This is a genomic window from Kribbella sp. CWNU-51, from assembly GCF_054073265.1.
Map to the genome: position 1 here is coordinate 5021 of NZ_JBSXMZ010000018.1, position 19510 is coordinate 24530.

The window sequence follows — 19510 nt, forward strand, 5'->3', positions numbered from 1 at the left end:
CCGCCCGCTGCTCGGTGGTACCCAGGCCCGTGAGGAGCGATCCGACGGCGAGTGGATCGTCCGCCGCCTGTCCGGCTCCGCGTCGGCCAAGTCCTATCGTTGTCCCGGCTGCGACCAGCAGATCCTGCCCGCCACGCCCCATGTCGTGGTCTGGCCGGAGAACCCCAGCCTGCTCGCCGCGATCGGCGGCGCCCAGTCCCTCGACGAGCGACGCCACTGGCACACTGCCTGCTGGCAACGCCGCCGCTGAAAGGTATGCGGATGAAGCTTCCGGTCACGTCGTACGGCGCATCGGGCACGCCCGTCGTGGTGATGCACGGGCTGTTCGGATCCGGCCGGAACTGGATGACCGCGGCCCGGCGGCTCGCGGACCAGCACCGGGTCTTCGCGTTCGACCTGCGGAACCACGGGACGTCGCCGCATACGGACACGATGAGCTATCCGGAGATGGCCGAGGACGTCCGGGAGACGATCGAGGCGCTCGGCGTCGGGCCGGTCGCGCTCGTCGGTCACTCGATGGGTGGCAAGACGGCGATGCTCACCGCGCTGCAGTTCCCACAGGTCGTCGAGCGCCTGGCCGTGGTCGACGCCGCACCGGTCGCCTACCCGCCGGCCTTCGTCGAGTACGCCCACGCGATGCGTAACGCCGACCTCTCCTCGGTGCAGCGCCGCGCCGATGTCGACGCCCAACTGGTTGCCGCCGTACCCAATCCCGGCACCCGCGCCTTCCTCCTGCAGAACCTCATCCTCGATTCCTCGGGTGCGCGCTGGCGCCCCAACCTTCCGGTCATCGAGGCCGCGCTGCCCGCCATCTCCGGCTGGCCGGCGGTCGAGGGACTCCGGTACGACGGCCCGACGCTGTTCATCTACGGCGGCAAGTCCGACTACGTCCAGCAGGACCACCGCGCCACCATCGCGTCGTACTTCCCGCACGTCCAGTACGCCGAAGTCCCCGAAGCCGGCCACTGGGTCCACGCCGAGCGCCTCGACGACTTCCTTGCCGTGCTGGCCCCGTTCCTGCCCTGATTTGGCAAACGGTTCCCGGTAATCCATTGACCTTTACCTGACCACGTCGGTAAGTTTTTGCCCAGTTCCTGTACGATCCACGATCTGGGGCGGCGGTGGTGGCGATGGCGGTCCGGACCGGTGCCGAGCGGTTGGCCGGAGAACCAGGGCTGGTGGCGGACGGGCGTCTCGGCCTGATCACCAATTTCACCGGCGTCGTGCCGGACCTGCGGCCGACTGCCGTCGCGCTGCTGGAGTCCGGACTTCGGTTGACTGCGCTCTTCGGTCCCGAGCATGGTCTGCGCGGAACGGCCCAGGCCGGCGCATCTGAGGCCGAGGGCAACGATCCGGACACCGGGCTACCGGTCTTCGACACCTACCTTCGGCAAGGGCCGGCGCTGGACGAGCTGTTCTCCGGCGTGGATGCGGTGCTCTTCGACATCCAGGACATCGGTGCGCGCTTCTACACCTACATCTGGACGATGTACGACTGCCAGCAGGCGGCCGCACGCCTCGGCAAGCCGTTCATCGTCCTCGACCGGCCGAACCCGCTGGGCGGCGTACGCGTCGAAGGTCCGCTGCTGCAGCCGGGCTTCGAGAGCTTCGTCGGTCGCGCCCCGATCCCGCTCCGGCACGGCCTGACCGTCGGCGAGTTGGCCCTTCAGTTGGGTGAGGCAACGGTCATCCCGATGGAGGGCTGGTCCCGCTCGCTGCCGTCCGGGCTGCCGTGGGTGCCGCCGTCGCCGAACATGCCGACGATCGACACCGCGCTCGTCTACCCCGGCACCGGCCTCTTCGAGGGCACCAACCTCAGCGAGGGACGCGGTACGACGCGACCGTTCGAGACGATCGGGGCGCCGTACGTCGACGATCGGCTGGTTCCGGCGTTGCGCTCGTGCGACCTGCCTGGAGTCATCTTCCGTCGTACGTGGTTCGAACCCGTCTTCAGCAAGTACGCCGGCCAGGCGGTGTCCGGCGTACAACTGCATGTGGTCGACCGGTCGGCGTTCGAGCCGGTGCGGACCGCGCTGGTGATGCTGCGGGTGCTGAATGAGCTCTACCCGGACGACTTCGGGCTGCTGCCGTCGCTCGACAGGCTGTGGGGATCCGACTGGCTCCGCAAGGCGCTCGAGTCGGGTGACGACCCGGTCGCTCTCTTGCCTGAGGCAACCACACCGGCCGGTTGGGTGCGGCCCGGCGTACTGCTCTACGAAGGGACAGCGTGATGATCCGCTCGTTCGAGGTCGGCGACGGCCCGGCGCTCGCCGCGGCCTGGACGGCGGCGGCCCCGGCCGATCCGATCGGCTATCCGCGCTTTCGTGACCTGTTCCTGCTCGACCGCAACTTCGACGCCGCCGGTCTCAAGGTCGCGATTGTCGACAATCAGATCGTCGGCGCGGCCTACGCCGTACGACGTCTGATCGCGGTCGACGCGGACGACCTGGAACCGGTGAGTGGGTGGATCCCGTTCTTCTTCGTCCACCCCGATCACCGGGGCCGCGGCCTCGGCCGGGAACTGTTGACCGCGGCAATGGACTGGCTCCGCGACCACGGGCGCTCCGAGGTCTTCTTCTCGTCGTACACCCCGAACTACTTCCTCCCCGGCCTCGACGCAGCGCGCTACCCGGCCGCCGGCCGGCTGCTGCCGGCGCTCGGCTTCGAGCGGCAGTACGACGCGGTCGCGATGGACCGGAGTCTGGTCGGGTACGAGATCCCGGCGGACGTCGGGAAACGGATCGAGACGTTGACGGCCGAGGGCTATAGCTTCGGCACCCCGACCGGCGACGAGCTGACGTCGCTGATCTCCATTGCCGGTGGCGAGTTCAACCCCGACTGGGCGCGCGCGATCCGCGAGGCCGTCGTCGCGGGGATGCCACTGGACCGCATCGTGGTGGCCCGTGATCCGGGCCGCGGGATTCTCGGCTGGGCGATGCACGGGACCTACGAGTCGGTGATCGATCGCTTCGGGCCTTTCGGCGTCCTGCCGGCCTCGCGCGGGACCGGGCTCGGCAAGGTGCTGCTGCACCTGACGCTCGAGCGAATGGTTGCCCTCGGCGCGCACAGCGCCTGGTTCCTGTGGACCGGCGAGAACTCGCCGGCCGGGCAGCTCTACCTGAAGACGGGGTTCAGCATCACCCGCACGTTCACCATCCTCCGGGCGCCACTGGCCCCGGCCGAAGGGACTGACTGACATGCGAATCTGCAAGGGACTCCGGCTGGCTGTCGTCGTGGGGCTGCTCGCCACGGGCGCCGCGTGCGGTGGTGGCAGCGGCGGCTCGGGTGGTGGCGGCAAGGTCGAGCTGACGCTGCTGAGCCACTACAGCGACGGCCCGTCGAAGACCGGTCTGGACAAGATGATCGCGGAGTGGAACAAGGACAACCCGAACATCCACGTCAAGGCGGAGGTCGTCAAGTTCGACGACCTGCTGACCACGATGACGGTCCGGCAGACCGGCGGCCGGGGCGCCGACATCGTCAGCGCCTACGGCTTGTGGGGCGGGCAGTTGCAGAAGGCGAACGTCGTCGCCAAGGTGCCGGACGACATCGCGTCGAAGATCAAGGCCGAGTACAGCCCGGCGGCGCTGGGCGCGGTCACCACCGGCGACACGCTGCTCGGATACCCGACCGAGCTGAACACCTACGTGCTCTTCTACAACAAGAAGATCCTCGCCGCCGCCGGCATCGCCAAGCCGCCGAGCACCTGGGCCGAGCTCGAGGACGCGGCGAAGAAGACGGTCAAGCGGGACAGCAAGGGCAACATCCAGGTCGAGGGCCTGAGCCTGATCCAGGACGGCGACAACAAGTCGGTGCACCCGTTCCTGTCGCTGCTCGACTCCGCGGGCGGGAAGTTCCTCGCTCCCGACGGGACGCCGCAGTTCGACAACGAGCAGGGCAAGGCCGCGCTGAAGCTCGAGAGCGACCTCGCGACGGCGAAGGCGACCAATCCGTCGATCTCGCCGACCAAGCAGTTCCGCAGCGGCGGGGTCGCGATGGCGATCCAGGCCGGCTGGTGGATCGGCAGCCTGCGGGAGCAGATGAAGGACAAGTACTCCGATGTCGGGGTCGCTGCGATCCCCGGACCGGCTGCGGGCGACAAGGGCTCGCTGGCCTACGGGTTCTTCATGGGCGTGAACCAACGCAGCAAGCACGCGGACGAGGCGTGGAAGTTCCTCACCTGGCTGAACGAGCACAAGACCGAAGATGGTGTCACCGAGGTCGGCAAGTGGCTGGCCGACCAGGGTCTGATCCCGCCGCGGACCGCGGACCAGGCGACGTACAAGAAGTCGCTCTCGGACCCGAACCTGATCCCGATCTACGACGCGACGACGTACGCGATGGCCGAGCCGAACCAGCCGGGGGCGTACGAGGCGAAGACCGCGCTGCACAACGCGATCATGACGGTGCTTGCCGATGGCAAGAGTCCTGACGACGCGCTGGCCCAAGCGGCCAAGGAGGTCAATTCCCAATGACCACCGCGGTCAGCAGGGTCGGCGCCGTCGCGGCGCCGGCCCAGCGGGTCGGCAGACTGCATCGCGAGGGCCGGGCGGCGTACCTGTTCCTCACGCCGGTGCTGCTGTTCTTCTGTGTGTTCCTGATCCTGCCGTTCATCTTCGCGATCGTGCTCGCGTTCTCGGACTGGGGCGGGTTCGACCTCGGCACGATCCAGTGGGCCGGCGTCGCGAACTTCCGGGAGGTGCTCAGCTTCGACGGCACCTTCGTCAAGCCGATCCTGGTGAACACGCTGCTGTTCGCCTTCGGGTCAGTGCTGCTGGCAACGTTCGGCTCGGTGCTGGTTGCCTACTGCATCGACCGGCTCAGCTTCCAGGGGTTCTGGCGAGTGCTGTACTTCCTGCCGGTGGTCGCGACAGTGGTGGCCATCGGCAACGTGTGGAAGATGATGTACCAGCCGGCCGGCTTGATCAACGGCGTGCTGAACAAGCTCGGCGTCAACAGCATCGGCTTCCTCTCGGATGCGTCGTACGCGCTGCCGTCGGTGACGATCGTCCATGCGTGGGCTTCGATCGGTGGCGCGGTACTGATCCTGACCGCCGGGCTGAAGGCGATCCCGGAGATGTACTACGAGGCCGCGGAGGTCGACGGGGCCGGGTCCTGGCACATGTTCTGGTCCATCACGTTGCCGTTGCTGCGGCCGGCGTTGCTCTTTGTGCTGATCACCCAGTTCATCGGTGGGCTGCAGTCCTTCGCGCTGATCATCGTGATGACGGGTGATGGTGGGCCGGTGAACGCGACGAACGTGGCGGCGTTCGAGATGTATCAGCGGGCGTTCAAGTTCGGCGCCTGGGGGACCGCGAGCGCGATGGCGATGGTGCTGTTCGTGATCATCCTCGTGATCACGCTGCTGCAGTTGTGGATCGCCCGCCGGCGGGGAGAGGAGACCTCGTGAGACGACGTCGTGGTGGGTTCCCGTGGTTCGCGTACCTGATCGTCGTCCTCGGTGCGGTCGCGATGGTGATGCCGTTCCTCGACATGGTGATGAGCTCGTTCAAGGGCCCGGGGGAGTACGGCGTCATCCCGTACAAGCTGCTGCCCAAGTCGTTCAACCTGGACAACTACCGTGACGCGATCTCACAGCTGGAGCTCGCCCGGTTGTTCCGCAACAGCGTGATCGTCACGATCAGCGTGACCGTGTCGGTGCTGATCACGTCGTCGATGGCCGGCTACGCGCTGGCGAAGCTGCGGTTCCGCGGGCGGGCGGTGATCTTCCGGTTCATCCTCGCCACGATGATGCTGCCGCCGTTCCTGCTGCTGATCCCGACCTTCCTGATCATGCTGAACTGGCCGCTGGCCGGCGGCAACGACATCCTCGGCCGCGGCGGCGACGGCGGACTCACCACCAGCCTGATCGCGCTGATCCTGCCGTTCGCGGTCAGCGGGTTCGGGATCTTCCTGATGCGCCAGTTCATGGTGTCGCTGCCGGACGAGATGCTCGAGGCGGCCAAGATCGACGGGGCCAACCAGTGGCAGATCTGGCGCCTGATCGTGCTCCCACAGACCAAGCCGGTCGCGATCACGCTCGGCCTGATCACGTTCATCGGCACCTGGAACGAGTACATCTGGACCCTGCTCATCTCGTCGTCCGACCCCGCTCTGCAGACCCTGCCGGTCGGCATCCAGCTGCTGCAGAGCTTCCTCGACCCCGACCGCACCATGCCGATCGTGATGGCCGGTCTGGTGATCAGCACCCTCCCGGTGCTGGTCGTGTTCCTGCTGTTCCAGAAGTACTACGTCCGAGGCGTCGTACTGAGTGGCCTGAAGTGAGGAGACCCCTTTGAGCAGAACAGTGCTTGCCATCGGAGCGCATATCGGCGACATGGACCTGACCGCCGGCCCGACGTTGGCCAAGCTGGTCCTGGAAGGCGCCAACGCCACCATCGTCGCCCTGACCCCGGGGGAGCGTGGCCACCCCCGGCTGTCGCCGTCGGAGTACAAGAAGCAGAAGATCGCGGAGGGCGAGGCCTTCGCGACCGCGATCGGCGCCGACTTCATGGTCCTCGACCACAGCGACGGCTTCCTCCCCGACACCGACGAGGTGGCCGTGGAGCTCGCCACGATCATCCGCGAGAAACAACCCGACACGATCATCACCCACTGGAAGAACTCCATCCACAGCGACCACGAACACGCAGCTCGTCTGGCCGAACGCGCCCGCTTCCTGGCCGGCCTCCCGATGGACCCCTCATCGGAGAACGCCGGCCCGGTGCGCAAGCTGGCCGACCTCCCCCGCCACGGCGTCCGCACCTTCCTGCACGCCGAGAACTGGGAGGACATGGAAGGCTTCCACCCCTCCCTCTACGTCCCCATCCCCGACGAAGCCTTCTATCGCTGGGTCTCCGCCATCCGCCACCAGGCCTTCGCCCGCGGCGAAACCTACGGCTTCCGCTACATCGACTACTACACCGCCCTCATGACCACAAGAGGCTGCCTGGCCTCCTACCCCCGAGCCTGCGCCTTCCACACCAACCCCACCCCCGAAGTAACCAAACTCGCCGGCCCATAGATTCATCCCACGCGCCGTTGTGCGCTGTCTAGTGAGATTGCCTTGAAAGTGGCTATCCCTCTAGACTATTATGTGTGGTCAGTGAGCAGCCGACGCGTAGGGTCGTCAAGGCCTTCAAGGACGCGGGCTGGCGGCGGGTTCGGACGGAGGGGTCGCACAGTGTGTATGGGTGTCCCTGTGGGCAGCACGTGTTCACTCTGCCCGATGGACATCGGGCGATCTCTCCTGGTGTCGTCCGCAAAGCCGGCAAGGCGCTCGCCGAGTGTGAGGGGCAGGGCTGATGAAGAGCTATGAAGCGGTGGTGACTCGCGAGGGTCGCTGGTGGATGATTGAGATTCCTCAGCTGGACGGTCTCACTCAAGCTCGCCGGCTCGACGAGGTTGAGAGGGCAGCGCGCGAGTACGTCGCGGTGACGACTGACGTTCCGCTCTCTCAGGTTGCGGTTGAGATTTCCGGCATCCAGGTTGCTGGGCAGGATCTCCTCGAGGCGAAGGCGCTCGTTGACGACTTGCGGGGCCGCGCAAGGCAGCTCGAAGCGCTCGTTGGCGATCTCACACGTGAGGTCGCGTCGGCTCTGACGGATGCGGACGTTCCCGTCAGGGATGTGAGCAGCGTTCTTGGGGTGTCGCACCAACGAGTCTCGCAGTTGGTGCAGGCAGTCGCTGACGGAGGAGCGTCTGACCTGGCACAACTTCTGCGCGCAGCAAAAGGTGAGTACGCGCACGATCTGGTTGTCCGTCTCAAGAACGGGCGGTCGTTGCGAATCCTCGAGGTGGAATCTCCGGAGACGGCGAAGGGCTCGAAGAAGCCGCGACCACGACGAGCCGCAGCGCAGGACGCCGGCCACTCGGTGACTCGGAAGGCTGCGAACGCGAGGAGTGCCAGGAGCGCTAGTAGCCCTGTTGTGGCCGGCCGTTCGGCGTCGAAGAAGGAAAGTCTGAAGAGCCGGATGGCGTGAGGCTGAGTGACGGGGGGACCAGGTTCTGTTGGCGAGGGCGTCGCGGAGGGCGGCTCTGGTGGTTATGCCTAGTTTGGGGAAGATTCTGTAGAGGTGGCCGCTCACGGTGCGGGGTGAGAGGTAGAGCCTTGCGGCGATCTCCTTGTTGGTGAGGCCGGAGGCGGCGAGGCCGGCGATCTGTAGTTCCTGGGCGGTCAAGGGCGCGCTTGACGGAGTGGAAGCAAGCCCGGTGGCTCGCAGCTCCCGCTCGGCTCGTGCGGTCCAGGGATCCGCGCCGAGCGTGCGGAAGACGGCGCGAGCGGCCTCGAGTTGTGCCTTGGCTTCGGTCAGCGCACGGGTACGCCGCAGCCGTTCGCCGTACGCGAGTCGCACGCGCGCGACATCGAAGGGCCACTGGTCGACCGTGGGGAGGTTGAGAGCTTCCTCGAACAACGCGGGCGCATCATCGTCCGCGGCCGCCATGCCCGCGGCGCCGGCGGTGAGGATCGCCAGTCGGGGTGAGAGCTCCGGCAGCCTCGCGTCCTGCAACGCGCGTACGTGACGTTCGGCCTCGGCCCGTCGATCGGTGCGCACGGCGGCCTCGACCAGATCCATCGCGATCCACAAGCTGTGCGGGACGTGGGACGCGAGCGTGCCGGCGGGACTGACCGTGGTCGCGTGGTGATACGCGCTCTCGAAGTCGCCGCGGCCGAGGTCGCCGAGGACGAAGGCATGGTGAGCGAAGACCCGCGCCGCGCCGACACCGCGCGGACCCGCCCAGCCGATCATCTGGTCGGCCAGCGCCCGGCTCGTCTCGAACCTGCCCCTGACCGCGGCCAGCAACGCCTGGTGATAGCGGAAGTACCAGCCGAAGAATCGACCCCCACCCTCCTCGGTAAGGGCCAGTCCTTCGGCGGCCAGGTCGCCGGCCTCGTCCCATCGGCCGCGGTGGAAGTCGTCGACGCAGATGTCCATCAGCGCCAGCAGATGCCTGCGCGCCGGGCCGCCCTCACGGCCGTTCAGCACCACTCGCCACAGCAGATCGCGCAGCTCCGCGAGACGGTCCGGGTACCACGCGGCCGCGGCGTGGCCCTGCACCAGGGTCTCGTCGTGATGACCCTGCAGCGCCGCAAGCAGTCGAGGGAGAGCGGCGACGCCTGTGCGGGCCGGATCGGCGAACAGGTCCACAGTCAGTGTGAGCGACGGCGGCGGCTCATGCGAGAGCCGGCCGAGTGCGTCGTACAGCGGCTTCCACAGTTCGCTGCGGCCGCCGAAGAAGCAGATCTGCAGCAGCGTCGCGAGCCCGTTGACGAGTTCGACCTCGTCGGCGTCGCCACGGTCCAGGCTGCCCTCGATGGCGCTGACCATCATGCGGTGGGCGGTGTCGACATGCGCGTCATTGCTGAGCATCACCAAGGTGGCCGCCGATGCGTAGTGCAGAGATGCGCTGCCGGCTCGTCGGCTGCCTTCGAGGAGTTCCGCCGTACTCCCGACCTCGCCCATGGCCTCCGCGCCGATGTAGGCGGCCGCGGCCAGCCGGCGACCGTGCTCGGCCGGGCTGGGGCTCAGATCGGAAGCGCGGGTGAGCAAGGCGACCGCGGTCGTGTAGTCACCTCGCGCGACGGTGCTGTGAGCTGCCGCCTCCAAGGCTGCGGCGACCTGTTCGTCCGGCTCGATCGTGGCCGCGCCGAGGTGCCAGGCCCGGTGCTCGGGCTGGTTCACGAGGACTGCGGCCAACCTGCGGTGCGCCGAGCGCCGTTCTGCCGAGGTCGTCGCGTCGACCACCGCCGACCGGATGAGCGGGTGCCGGAACACCACCCGATGCGAGTGCTCGGTCACTTCCACCAGTCGCTCCCGCTCGGCCGGCGCCAGATCATCGATCCGGTAAAGGTCGTTGCCCGCGGCCTCTAGTACGCCGAGATCCCCGGTGCCCTCGAGAGCGGCGGTGAGCAGCAGCGCCCTGGTTGCGTCGGGCAGCGTCGCCACCCGCGACGCGAAGTGCCTCTGCAAGTTCTGCCCGAGCGGCAGTACGGCGGGGAGCGGCTCGGCGGCCGCCCGTTGCGACTGGCTCAAGGTCCTCGGGAGTTCGAGCAGTGCGAGCGGGATCCCTTGCGCGGTGTCGAGGATCCGGGTCTTGACGGTCGCGTGCAGGTCGGGGAACCGAGCTGTCAGGAGGTGATCGGCAGCCGTGTCGTCCAGCGGCTTCACCTCGTACTCCGGCAGGCCCGCCCGGTCGAAGAACCCCTGGTCCTCGCCGGTTCGGCCGGACACCAGCAGCCCGGCTCTGCTGCCGGCGAGCCTCCGCGCTACAAAGCTCAGAACGCCGGCGCTGGCCCGATCGATCCAGGGGATGTCGTCGACGACGAGCAGCAGCGGCGACCGGGTCGCCGCCTTGCGCAGCAGGACGGTGGCGGCGTTGGACACCAGCAACCGGCCCGGGGGAGGCCCGTCCCCGAACCCGAGAGCCACCTGCAGCGCGTCACGCTGAGCGGCGTTCAGCTCGTCGAAATCCTCGATCAGTGGGTACAGCGCCTGGTTCAGCGCGGCATAGCTGAGCTCGCCCTCGAGTTCGGTGGCGACGACGCGCAGAACGGTCGTTCCGGATGCTCTCGCATTCCGTTCCGTGGCGTCGAGGAGTGCTGTCTTGCCGACACCGGGGCCACCCGAAACCAGCAGGGTCCCGCCGTTGGCGGCGGCCGCACGCACGAAGGCCTCGAGGAACTCCAGTTCCTCCAGCCGCCCGACCAGCGTGGGGCTCATCAGTCACCTCCCGGCACCCGCTTCGGATTCTATGGGCCCCGCCATCGGTCAACTGACTCGATCGCACGGAGCGAGTCAGATGACTCATCCGCGCCAGTACACCGATCCACGACTGTGGTCGTGCCGAATCACCACCCGAGGAAAGGGAACGACCATGTCGCACCATCTCGACTCACCGCTGGCACGCCAGGACGTCCGTCTGGACATCACCGATCTGTATGTGTTCCGCGGCGAGGCCGGCACCGTGCTGGCCATCAACGTCTGTCACTCGCTCGCTGGTGACATCCCGACGCCGGGCTACCACCCGGAGGGCAAGTACGAGTTCAAGATCGACCTCGACGACGACAGCGTCGAGGACCTCACGTACCGGTTCGTGTTCGGCGATCGCGACGACCTGGGCCGGCAGAGCCTGACCGTCCACCGCCTCACCGGCGCGGCGGCCTCCGACCAGTTCGCCACCGGCACTGTCGTCGCGACGGGGGAGACGGAGGAGACGCTGGACGGCGACGGCGGACTGCGCGCGTGGGCCGGCCAGGCCGGCGACCCGTTCTGGATCGAGCCCGACGTCCTGCACGCCGTCGGCCACGCCTTCCAGGACGGTACGACGATCGACCTCGGAAGCTGGACCCCCGACCGGGCGACGAACCTGTTCGCCGGGCACACCGTCTACTCGATCGTCCTCGAGATCCCCGACGCGGAACTGCTCGACGCCTCGCAGACGACGCGGCCGATCGGTGTCTGGGCGGTCGCGAGCCTGGCCACCGACGCAGGCGGCTGGCGCTCGATCAACCGGATCGGGCTCCCGATGATCCACCCGCTGTTCACACAGTTCAACGAGAAGCTTGGCGACGACCTCAACGGCGGCCGGCCGAGCGACGACCGTGACACCTACGGGAAGCTGCTGACCGACGAGATCGCCGGCGTCGTCCGCGCGTACGGCACCGCTGCCGACCCGGAGGCCTACGCGTCGGCCGTCGTACGGCGATTCCTGCCCAACCTGCTGCCGTACGTCGTCGGCACGCCGGCCAGCTTCGGCTTCAACTCCTGGAACGGCCGGTCGCTCACCGACAACGCGCCGAACGTGATGTTCTCCATCGCGGCCAACACGCCGGTCGCGCTCGGGATCGGCAAGGAATCTGTGACGTCCGAGCCGAGGGAATCCTTCCCGTACGTGCCGGCGGCGAGCTGACGATGAAGGCCAGGTTGAGCAGCACCCGCCGGTCGATCGCGGCAATGGCAGCCTTCATCCTGCTGCTGCACGTGACCGGATGGGGACTGCTCGTCGGACTGGTCGCGCCGGGGCACTACAGCCTCGGCGCGTCCGGTGGATTCGGGGTCGGTCTCGGGCTCACGGCGTACACGCTGGGGATGCGGCACGCGTTCGACGCCGACCACATCGCGGCGATCGACAACACGACGCGCCGGCTGACCGCGGCCGGTCAGCGGCCGGTATCCGTCGGGTTCTGGTTCTCGCTCGGGCACTCCAGCGTCGTCTTCGGGTTGTGCCTGCTGCTCGCCTTCGGTGTGCGGTCCCTGGTCGGTCAGGTCGAGGACGACTCGTCCACACTCCAGTCGGCCATGGGATTGATCGGTACGGCGGTGTCCGGCGTGTTCCTCGTCGTGATCGGCCTGGTCAACTTCGTCGTACTCGCGCGGATCGCGGCCGTCGTCCGCCGGATGCGGAAGGGGTACGACGACGAGGCGGAGCTCGAAGCGCAACTCGACCGCCGTGGTCTGCTCAACCGGCTGCTCCGCCCAGTGACCAAGGCCGTGCACAAGCCGCGCCACATGTATCCGGTCGGACTGCTGTTCGGCCTTGGTTTCGACACCGCCACCGAGGTCTCGTTGCTGGTCCTCGCGGGTGGAGCCGCGGCGTTCGCCCTGCCCTGGTACGCCGTACTCATCCTGCCGATCCTGTTCGCGGCCGGGATGAGTCTTCTGGACACGATCGATGGCTGCTTCATGAGCCTCGCCTATCGCTGGGCGGTCAGCAAGCCGGTACGCCGGGCGTTCTACAACCTCGTCGTCACGGCGTTGTCCGTGGCCGTCGCGCTCGTGATCGGCACCATCGAGATCGTGTCCATCGTGACCGATGAGCTCGGCATCCGGTCGGGGCCGCTGCCGGCCATCAGCCGTCTCGACCTGAACCATGCCGGCTACGTCATCACCGGTGCGTTCGTCGCGACCTGGGCCGTCGCGCTGCTGGTCTGGCGCTACGGCCGGATCGAGGACCGCTGGTCGACTAGGAGTCGTCGGCCTTGCGGACCCAGACTTCCCGGATGATCAAGAGGATCGCGGCGGCGGACGGGATGGCGAGCAGGGCGCCGACCACGCCGAGGAGGGCGCCGCCGAGGAGCGCGGCGATGACGGTGACGGCGCCGGGGATGTCGACGGCTCGGCGCATGATGCGGGGAGCCACGAAGTAGTTCTCGATCTGCTGGTAGACGATGCCGTAGGCGAGGCAGATGACGCCGGTCCAGAGACCGGTGGTGAAGCCGATCAGGGAGACGATCACGACGCCGATCAGGCCGCCGACCATCGGGATGAAGTCGCAGACCATCACCACGATCGCCAGCGCCACGGCGTACTGACCCAGGCCGACGATCTCCAGGAAGATGAACATGCAGAAGCCGGCGCACAGCGCCACCACGAACTGGCCGCTGACATAGCCGCCGACGCGGGTCAGGACCTCGTCGCCGAGGATGGACACGCGGGTCCTGCGGGAGCGCGGGACCAGGCTGTACGCCGCCCGCTTCACCGACGGGAGCGACGCGAGGAAGTACAGGGTCAGGATCAGGATCGTGAAGGTGTTGAACAGTGCGCCCGCGACGACCTTGCCGACGCCGAGGATGCCGCCGAACGCGCGCTGGGCCAGCGCCGGGTCCTGGATGTACTCCTGCGCCTTCTGGATGTAGTGGTAACGCTGGTTGAGGTCGTTCAGCGTCTTCGACTTCTCCAGCAGGTCGAGCCAGTCGGGGGCGTTCCTGATCAGGCTGTTGATCTGGTCGGTGACGACCGGGACGATCGCGAAGCCGACGCCGGTGACCGCGAGGATCATCAGCAGGAACACCACGCCGACCGACAGGCCGCGCTTCAGGCCGCGGCGCATGAACCACTCGACCAGCGGGTTCAGGCCGACGGCGATGAACATCGAGACCAGCAGCAGGATGAGCACCGAGCGGGCCTGGCCGAGGGCGTTCCACAGGCCCCAGGCGACCAGTACGCCGAGGGCCGCGAAGAACCCGAACACGAACGGATTCGATCGCCGCAACGATGGCCCGGGCAGCCCCATGCCGACATTCGGGTGCCGTTCCTCGATCAGCAACTGCGCGGCGAAGTCGTCCTCCTCCGCATGCTCGGCCCGGTCGGCAGCCTTCTCCGCGTGCTCATCGGACTTGTCCGCGTCCTCCTCGGACTGGTCGGCTTCATCCGCCGACTCATCCGCCTGACGCGCAGCTTCCCGAGCAGCACCAGCCGACTCGTCCGCCGTGCCGGCGGCGAGTGTCGCTTCGTCGACTGAGTCGCCGGCCTTGCTGGCGACGGCTGTCGCCTCGTCGGCGGAGTCCTTGGCCTGGCCGGCTGACGACTCCGCCTGCTCGGCGGCGTGTTCACTCTTACCGGCGGCGGCTTGGGCCTCTGCGGCAGCGGTCTCGGCTTCGCGGGCGGCCTCGGTGAGGTCCCGGTCAGGGGTCGCTGTGGAGGTGTCGTCGCCGGGTGGCGTCACGTCGTCTTGTCCTTCGGGGATCGCGAGCCTGCCTTGGCCTCGTCGGTCTTCTTGTCCTCGGCGGCCGAACCGTCCGGCCGCGCCTGCACCCGAGTCTGCTCGTTCGTGAGGTCATCCAGCCGCAACTCGTCGACCCGCGTCGAGTCCGCCGGCTCGTCGTCATCCGCGACAGAAGCCGCCGGGGACGGGGACGACGGGGACGATGACGACGCGGACGCCCCGGAGGACGAGGCACTACCGGCGCCGGAGCGCGCAGAGCCGGAGCCGGGCCGACCTGCCCGCGCCGAGCCGGATGCCCCAGAGCCCGAGCCGGACGCGGTGCCCGAGCCGGACGCGGAGCCCGAGCCGGACGCGGCGCCCGAGCCGGATGCGGAGCCCGAGCCGGACGCGGTGCCCGAGCCGGATGCGGAGGCCGAACCAGCCGGCTTGGAGTCGGCACCCGAGAGCGCGGAGTCGTCATCCGAGACCGTGGAGTCGGTGGCCGAGGGCTCGGACTTGGAGGCTGCGGACGTCGAGGTCGCGGAGGTGGACTTGATGGAGGAGGTGGACGTGGGGGAGTCAGAGGGCTCGGCGGGGCCGCCGGCGGTCTTGCTGGCAAGGTCGTCGGCGTCCTTCGGGTCGACCCGCAGGCTGGTGTCGATCCGGGTCTCGTCGACCCGCGCATCGCCTGCACTGATCCCGACGAACGGGCTGGCCCCGGTGAACGGTCCATCCTCTTCCTCGTCGTACGACGAAGCACCTGCCGCGCCACCGGCGAACGGGCCGGCGGTCGGAGCCGGTGACTCAGGGAACGGCCTGGCCGAGGATGTGGCAGGCGTCGCGGAGCTCGCCGGGTCTGCCGCCGGCGCTTCGGTGAACGGGGACGGCGAGGGGGACGGGCCGGCGAAGGGGGCGGGGCTGTTGAGGGCGTCGGTGGGTGGGGTCTGGGGGCGCCTGAACGGGTTCACGTACGCCGGGGCGGCGGTTTCGGAGTCGAGTTCGGCGGCCTGGCGGGCGATGTTGCTGGCGATCTCGTTCAGCCCGGCGATCTGGGTGAGGATGCCGTCGCGCCGCTTCGCCAGGCGCTCGGTCTCCCGGGCGACGACCGTCCGCGACCGCTCCGCTTCGTCCGCGGCGTTCGCCAGCTCGGCCTCGGCGCGGGTCCGGGCAGTCGTCAGCAACTGTTCCGCCTCCCGCCGCGACCGCGCGATGGTCCGCTCGGCCGATTCCTCGGCCTCGGTGCGGATCTTGCGCGCCTGCTCGGTCGCCTCCGCGACCCGCCGCTCGGACGCCTCCGCGGCCTCGCGCATCTGGGTGGTCAGGTTCTCGGTGTCGGCCGCGATCTGCTGGTGCTTGTCGGCCAGCTCCTTGGCCTGCTGCTCGCGCTCGTCGGCCAGCCGCGCCCGCAGCGCCGCGGACTCGCGCTGGATCGCCGTCCGGATCTTCTCCGCCTCGTGCAGCGCGCCGTTCTTCAGCGTGCTCGACTGCGACTCCGCGGTCAGCTGCAGCTGCTCGGCCTTGCGCCGCGCTGCCTGCAACACCTCGGACGCCTCGGTCTCGGCGGTACGGCGAAGCTCCGCGGCGTCGCCCTCGGCGGTCCGGCGCACGCTGTCGGCCTCGTTCAGCGCGACGGTGCGGATGTCCTCGGCCTCACGTTCACCGGTCGCGCGGCTGGCGGCCGCCTCCTTGGCGGAGTTGGTGCGCAGCTCGTCGGCCTCGCGGCGGGCCTCCTCGAGCGCCTCGGACGCCTGGTCCTGGGCGAGCCGGAGGATCTGCGCGGCCCGGTCGCCGAGTCCGGCGTACGACGGGTTCGCACTGGCGTCGAGTTGACGCCGGGTCTCCTCGAGCTGGCGCTGCATCGGCGCCACGCTGCCTTGGAGCTCGTCGGCGCGATTACGTGCCTCGGCGAGTTGCATTTCCAACGCGCGGACGTAGTCGTCCACCGCCTGCTTGTCGTACCCACGGCGACTGACCGGGAAGCCCCCGGCCGCGGTCGCCGTACGGTCGAAGAATGGCAGGCTCGACTCGTCAGGCATTTTCCCGAGTTTCCCTTCTGGCGGCTCAGCGTGAATCCCCCACCTTAAGCCTGTCAGAACCCGGGTGTAACCGCCCAATCGGCCCGGTACGGAACCGGCGGCGCAGCTCTCGGCAAACTATCTGTCGCGGAAGCGATTGATCGCTTCCTCATGCTGTGCCCGCAGTTCCCGGTCCCGAACCCCGAGACCTTCGGCCGGCGCCAGCGTCAGCACGCCGACCTTGCCCTGATGCAGGTTGCGGTGGACGTCGTACGCGGCCTGGGCGGTCTCCTCGAGCGGGTAGACCCGGCTGACGGTCGGATGAACCATGCCCTTGGCAATCAGCCGGTTCGCCTCCCAGGCTTCGCGATAGTTGGCGAAGTGCGAGCCGATGATCCGCTTCAGGTTCATCCACAGGTAGCGGTTGTCGTACTCGTGCATGAACCCCGATGTCGACGCACACGTCACGATCGTCCCGCCGCGCCGGGCGACGTACACCGACGCCCCGAACGTCTCCCGCCCCGGGTGCTCGAACACGATGTCGGGGTCGTCCCCACCGGTCAGCTCGCGGATCCGTGCCCCGAACCGCTTCCATTCCTTCTGATCCTGGGTCACCGGGTCCTTCCAGAACCGATACCCCTCGGCGGACCGGTCGATGATCAACGACGCCCCCATGGCCCGGCAGATCTCCGCCTTCTCCGGCGACGACACCACGCACACCGGGATCGCCCCGCCGTTCAGCGCGAACTGCGTCGCGTACGAGCCCAGTCCACCGGACGCGCCCCAGATCAGGACCACATCGCCCTGCTTCATGTTCGCGCCGTTGGCCGAGACGAGCTGCCGGTACGCCGTACTGTTCACCAACCCTGGAGACGCGGCCTCCTCCCAGGTCAGGTGGGCCGCCTTCGGCATCAACTGGTTCGACTTCACCAGAGCGATCTCGGCGAGGCCGCCGAAGTTCGTCTCGAATCCCCAGATCCGCTGCTCGGAGTCGAGCATCGTGTCGTTGTGCCCGTCCGGCGACTCCAGCTCCACCGACAGGCAATGTGCGACCACCTCGTCGCCGGGCTTCCAGGCGTTCACGCCCGGACCGGTGCGCAGGACGACGCCGGCCAGGTCGGAGCCGACCACGTGGTAGGGCAGGTCGTGGCGGGCGGTCAGCGGCGACAACTTCCCGTACCGCTTCAGGAAGGAGAATGTCGACACCGGCTCGAAGATCGACGTCCAGACGGTGTTGTAGTTGATCGCGCTCGCCATCACCGCGACCAGCGCCTCGCCCGGCCCGAGCTCGGGCGTCGGCACGTCGTCGAGATGCAGGCTCTTGCGCGGATCCTTGTCCTTGCTGTCCAGGCCCTCGAACATGCCCGCCTCGTCGGCGTGGACGGTGATGCCGCGGTAATGGTCCGGTACGTCGAGCTCGCCGACGGCCGCGGTGTCACCGGCGAGGATCGCGTCGAGGATCTGCTTCACGTCGTACCTCCTGCAGCGGCGGTCTGTGTGAGCGGAACTTACCGCTGAGTATGCACGCACCGCTGTGCCCTGTAACACAGCGCGGGACCGGTGAGACGACCGTCACTTTTGCAGTCCACCGTTGTCAGTGGTCTTATCACCACAGGCGAGTGTGCAACCGCACCTGGGTGAAGTCGTCCGCGGACCGCAGCTGGACCAGATCGCAGAGCTGGTTCGCCAGCCAGACGCCGCGGCCGCCGAGACCGTCGAGCGGCGGCAGCACGCGGCCGACCAGGAGGTCGTCGATCCGGCCGCAGTCGGCCACGTCGCAGATCAGCGTGCCCTCCGCGATCCACACCGACAGCGTCCCGCTACCGCCGCCGAACCGGATGCTGTTCGTGCAGATCTCGTGCAACGCCAGCTCCAGGTCGTCGAGCCGGTACCGTGACACGCCGTACGCCGTCGCCAGCGCGTTGACCCATTGCCGCACCTGACCGAGGTCGGCCAGCCCGAACTCCCACCGCTCGGCCCGATCCGGTACGTCGCTCAGCGCCGTACGGAATGTCTTCTCCGCAAGGGCTTCCGCGCCGGAGTGGGTGGCGGTCGGGTCGATACCGACGGACGCATCGTAGGGGCAGCGCAGCCGGAACGACCGGGCGTCCGCGAACGCGATGTCCAGCAGCGCCTCGTGCAGCAGCGCCTCCTCGTACTCGGGCGCGCTCCGGCCGACGTAGGCCGGCTCACCCAGGCCGCGCAGCGGACGGCCGGGGTGCTGCTCGAGCGCCTCGCGCCAGAGGGGGATCAGCCGGGCTGGGTTGCCTCCGGCAACAGTCATGTCGATGAAGGCCACCTGATCGCGGGCCGCGCCGAGGCCGTCGCGCAGCAGCGCGGTCTGCTCGGGGGGCAGCACGGCCACGATCGATTCAGCCGTCGCCAGACCGTCTTGCACGAACGGCACCGCGAGTCGCACGAACTCCTCGTCAGACGTGTAGACGAAGGCGTCGTGCTGGAACCCGGCCGGCGCACCGTGCAAGGAGTCGGTGGCGCTGTCCATCAGCACCCGAACAGCGTAGTCCGCTCCCCCCGACTCAGCAGTGTGACGGCGCGCGCCGTCACCCCCTGTTCGAGGCCGGTGGCTCCACGAGTTCGACCAGGACTCCGCCGGCCGACTTCGGGTGGATGAAGTTCACCCGCGACCCACCCGTGCCGCGCTTCGGCACGTCGTACAGCAGCTGGGCGCCGCGCTCGCGCAAGGTCGCCGAGACGGCCTCGATGTCGCGCACCCGGTAGGCGAGCTGCTGGATGCCAGGACCGCGCTGCTGGAGGAATTTCGCGATCGGCGACGCGTCCGACAGCGGCGCCAGCAACTGGATCGACGAACCCGAGTCGCCGACCGACAGCATCGCCTCGCGAACGCCCTGCTCCTGGTTGATCTCCTCATGCGCGACCGTCATGCCGAACACCTCGGCGTAGTACCGGACGGCTTCGTCGAAGTCGGCCACCGCGACCCCGACGTGGTCGATCGCATCGAAGAGGGCTTCCATGACGTCAGCCTGGCCCAGGACGGTGGTGGGAGGCCATCGAAAGTGGCCGAGCTGACACGACCTGTGTGACTTGATCGA

The 19510-nt window shown here is 68.4% G+C and carries 16 protein-coding genes and 1 pseudogene; 11 read left to right on the top strand and 6 right to left on the bottom strand.

All coding sequences use genetic code 11. The features are described 5' to 3' along the window. From ACXC9Q_RS21090 to ACXC9Q_RS21130, 9 genes are all read left to right on the top strand, one after another. Positions 1 to 250: hypothetical protein (locus ACXC9Q_RS21090; RefSeq protein WP_457058317.1), on the top strand; the 250-nt coding region annotated here is incomplete at its 5' end. 11 nt (positions 251 to 261) lie between these two features. Then, positions 262 to 1026 carry an alpha/beta fold hydrolase gene (locus ACXC9Q_RS21095; RefSeq protein WP_457058318.1) on the top strand — a complete coding sequence of 255 codons (765 nt, stop codon included), beginning with the start codon at positions 262 to 264 and terminating at the stop codon, positions 1024 to 1026. A gap of 104 nt (positions 1027 to 1130) precedes the next feature. Continuing rightward, positions 1131 to 2231 (top strand): exo-beta-N-acetylmuramidase NamZ family protein, encoded by a 1101-nt coding sequence (locus tag ACXC9Q_RS21100; RefSeq protein ID WP_457058319.1) that lies wholly within the window; start codon positions 1131 to 1133, stop codon positions 2229 to 2231. After that, complete coding sequence (locus ACXC9Q_RS21105; protein ID WP_457058320.1) at positions 2231 to 3196, top strand: GNAT family N-acetyltransferase; 966 nt, start codon at positions 2231 to 2233, stop codon at positions 3194 to 3196. The genes ACXC9Q_RS21100 and ACXC9Q_RS21105 overlap by 1 nt, the downstream gene beginning before the upstream one ends. Position 3197: 1 nt before the next feature. Then, positions 3198 to 4475: an extracellular solute-binding protein gene (locus ACXC9Q_RS21110; protein WP_457058321.1), complete on the top strand. Its 1278-nt coding sequence runs from the start codon at positions 3198 to 3200 to the stop codon at positions 4473 to 4475. Continuing rightward, entirely contained in the window at positions 4472 to 5410 is a 939-nt protein-coding gene (locus tag ACXC9Q_RS21115) for a carbohydrate ABC transporter permease (protein ID WP_405068127.1), read from the top strand. Before ACXC9Q_RS21110 ends, ACXC9Q_RS21115 begins: the two co-directional genes overlap by 4 nt. Next, a complete protein-coding gene (locus ACXC9Q_RS21120) occupies positions 5407 to 6285 on the top strand; it encodes a carbohydrate ABC transporter permease (RefSeq protein ID WP_457058322.1) in 879 nt (292 codons plus the stop codon). Before ACXC9Q_RS21115 ends, ACXC9Q_RS21120 begins: the two co-directional genes overlap by 4 nt. A gap of 10 nt (positions 6286 to 6295) precedes the next feature. Beyond that, the gene (locus ACXC9Q_RS21125) at positions 6296 to 7024 is read left to right on the top strand and encodes a PIG-L deacetylase family protein (RefSeq protein ID WP_457058323.1); all 729 of its coding nucleotides are present in this window, start codon (positions 6296 to 6298) and stop codon (positions 7022 to 7024) included. A gap of 74 nt (positions 7025 to 7098) precedes the next feature. After that, positions 7099 to 7305, top strand: a complete 207-nt coding sequence (locus tag ACXC9Q_RS21130) for a type II toxin-antitoxin system HicA family toxin (protein WP_457058400.1) — start codon at positions 7099 to 7101, stop codon at positions 7303 to 7305. Positions 7306 to 8039: 734 nt separating this feature from the next. Here the strand turns inward: ACXC9Q_RS21130 and ACXC9Q_RS21135 are convergent. Beyond that, positions 8040 to 10721, bottom strand: a pseudogene (locus ACXC9Q_RS21135) (AAA family ATPase); the annotation flags it as partial. Positions 10722 to 10875: 154 nt separating this feature from the next. Here ACXC9Q_RS21135 and ACXC9Q_RS21140 point away from each other — a divergent pair. Both ACXC9Q_RS21140 and nicT read left to right on the top strand, forming a co-directional pair. Next, the gene (locus tag ACXC9Q_RS21140) at positions 10876 to 11910 is read left to right on the top strand and encodes a DUF4331 family protein (protein WP_457058324.1); all 1035 of its coding nucleotides are present in this window, start codon (positions 10876 to 10878) and stop codon (positions 11908 to 11910) included. Between the two features lie 2 nt (positions 11911 to 11912). Next, positions 11913 to 13004: a Nickel transporter NicT gene (nicT, locus tag ACXC9Q_RS21145; protein WP_457058325.1), complete on the top strand. Its 1092-nt coding sequence runs from the start codon at positions 11913 to 11915 to the stop codon at positions 13002 to 13004. Here the strand turns inward: nicT and ACXC9Q_RS21150 are convergent. The 5 genes from ACXC9Q_RS21150 to mce all read right to left on the bottom strand — a co-directional run bounded on the left by ACXC9Q_RS21150 (position 12964) and on the right by mce (position 19432). Further along, positions 12964 to 14445 (bottom strand): AI-2E family transporter, encoded by a 1482-nt coding sequence (locus tag ACXC9Q_RS21150; protein WP_457058326.1) that lies wholly within the window; start codon positions 14443 to 14445, stop codon positions 12964 to 12966. The two genes, nicT and ACXC9Q_RS21150, sit on opposite strands and share 41 nt — an antisense overlap. Beyond that, positions 14442 to 16460, bottom strand: a complete 2019-nt coding sequence (locus tag ACXC9Q_RS21155; protein WP_457058327.1) for a transposase — start codon at positions 16458 to 16460, stop codon at positions 14442 to 14444. Before ACXC9Q_RS21155 ends, ACXC9Q_RS21150 begins: the two co-directional genes overlap by 4 nt. A 117-nt stretch (positions 16461 to 16577) precedes the next feature. Further along, positions 16578 to 17909 carry a crotonyl-CoA carboxylase/reductase gene (ccrA, locus tag ACXC9Q_RS21160; protein ID WP_457058328.1) on the bottom strand — a complete coding sequence of 444 codons (1332 nt, stop codon included), beginning with the start codon at positions 17907 to 17909 and terminating at the stop codon, positions 16578 to 16580. Positions 17910 to 18045: 136 nt separating this feature from the next. Continuing rightward, positions 18046 to 18942, bottom strand: coding sequence for an anti-sigma factor RsbA family regulatory protein (locus ACXC9Q_RS21165; protein ID WP_457058401.1), 897 nt, complete (start codon positions 18940 to 18942; stop codon positions 18046 to 18048). Between the two features lie 58 nt (positions 18943 to 19000). Continuing rightward, on the bottom strand, positions 19001 to 19432 hold the full coding sequence (mce, locus tag ACXC9Q_RS21170; protein ID WP_457058329.1) for a methylmalonyl-CoA epimerase: 432 nt from the start codon (positions 19430 to 19432) through the stop codon (positions 19001 to 19003). Positions 19433 to 19510: the final 78 nt, after the last annotated feature.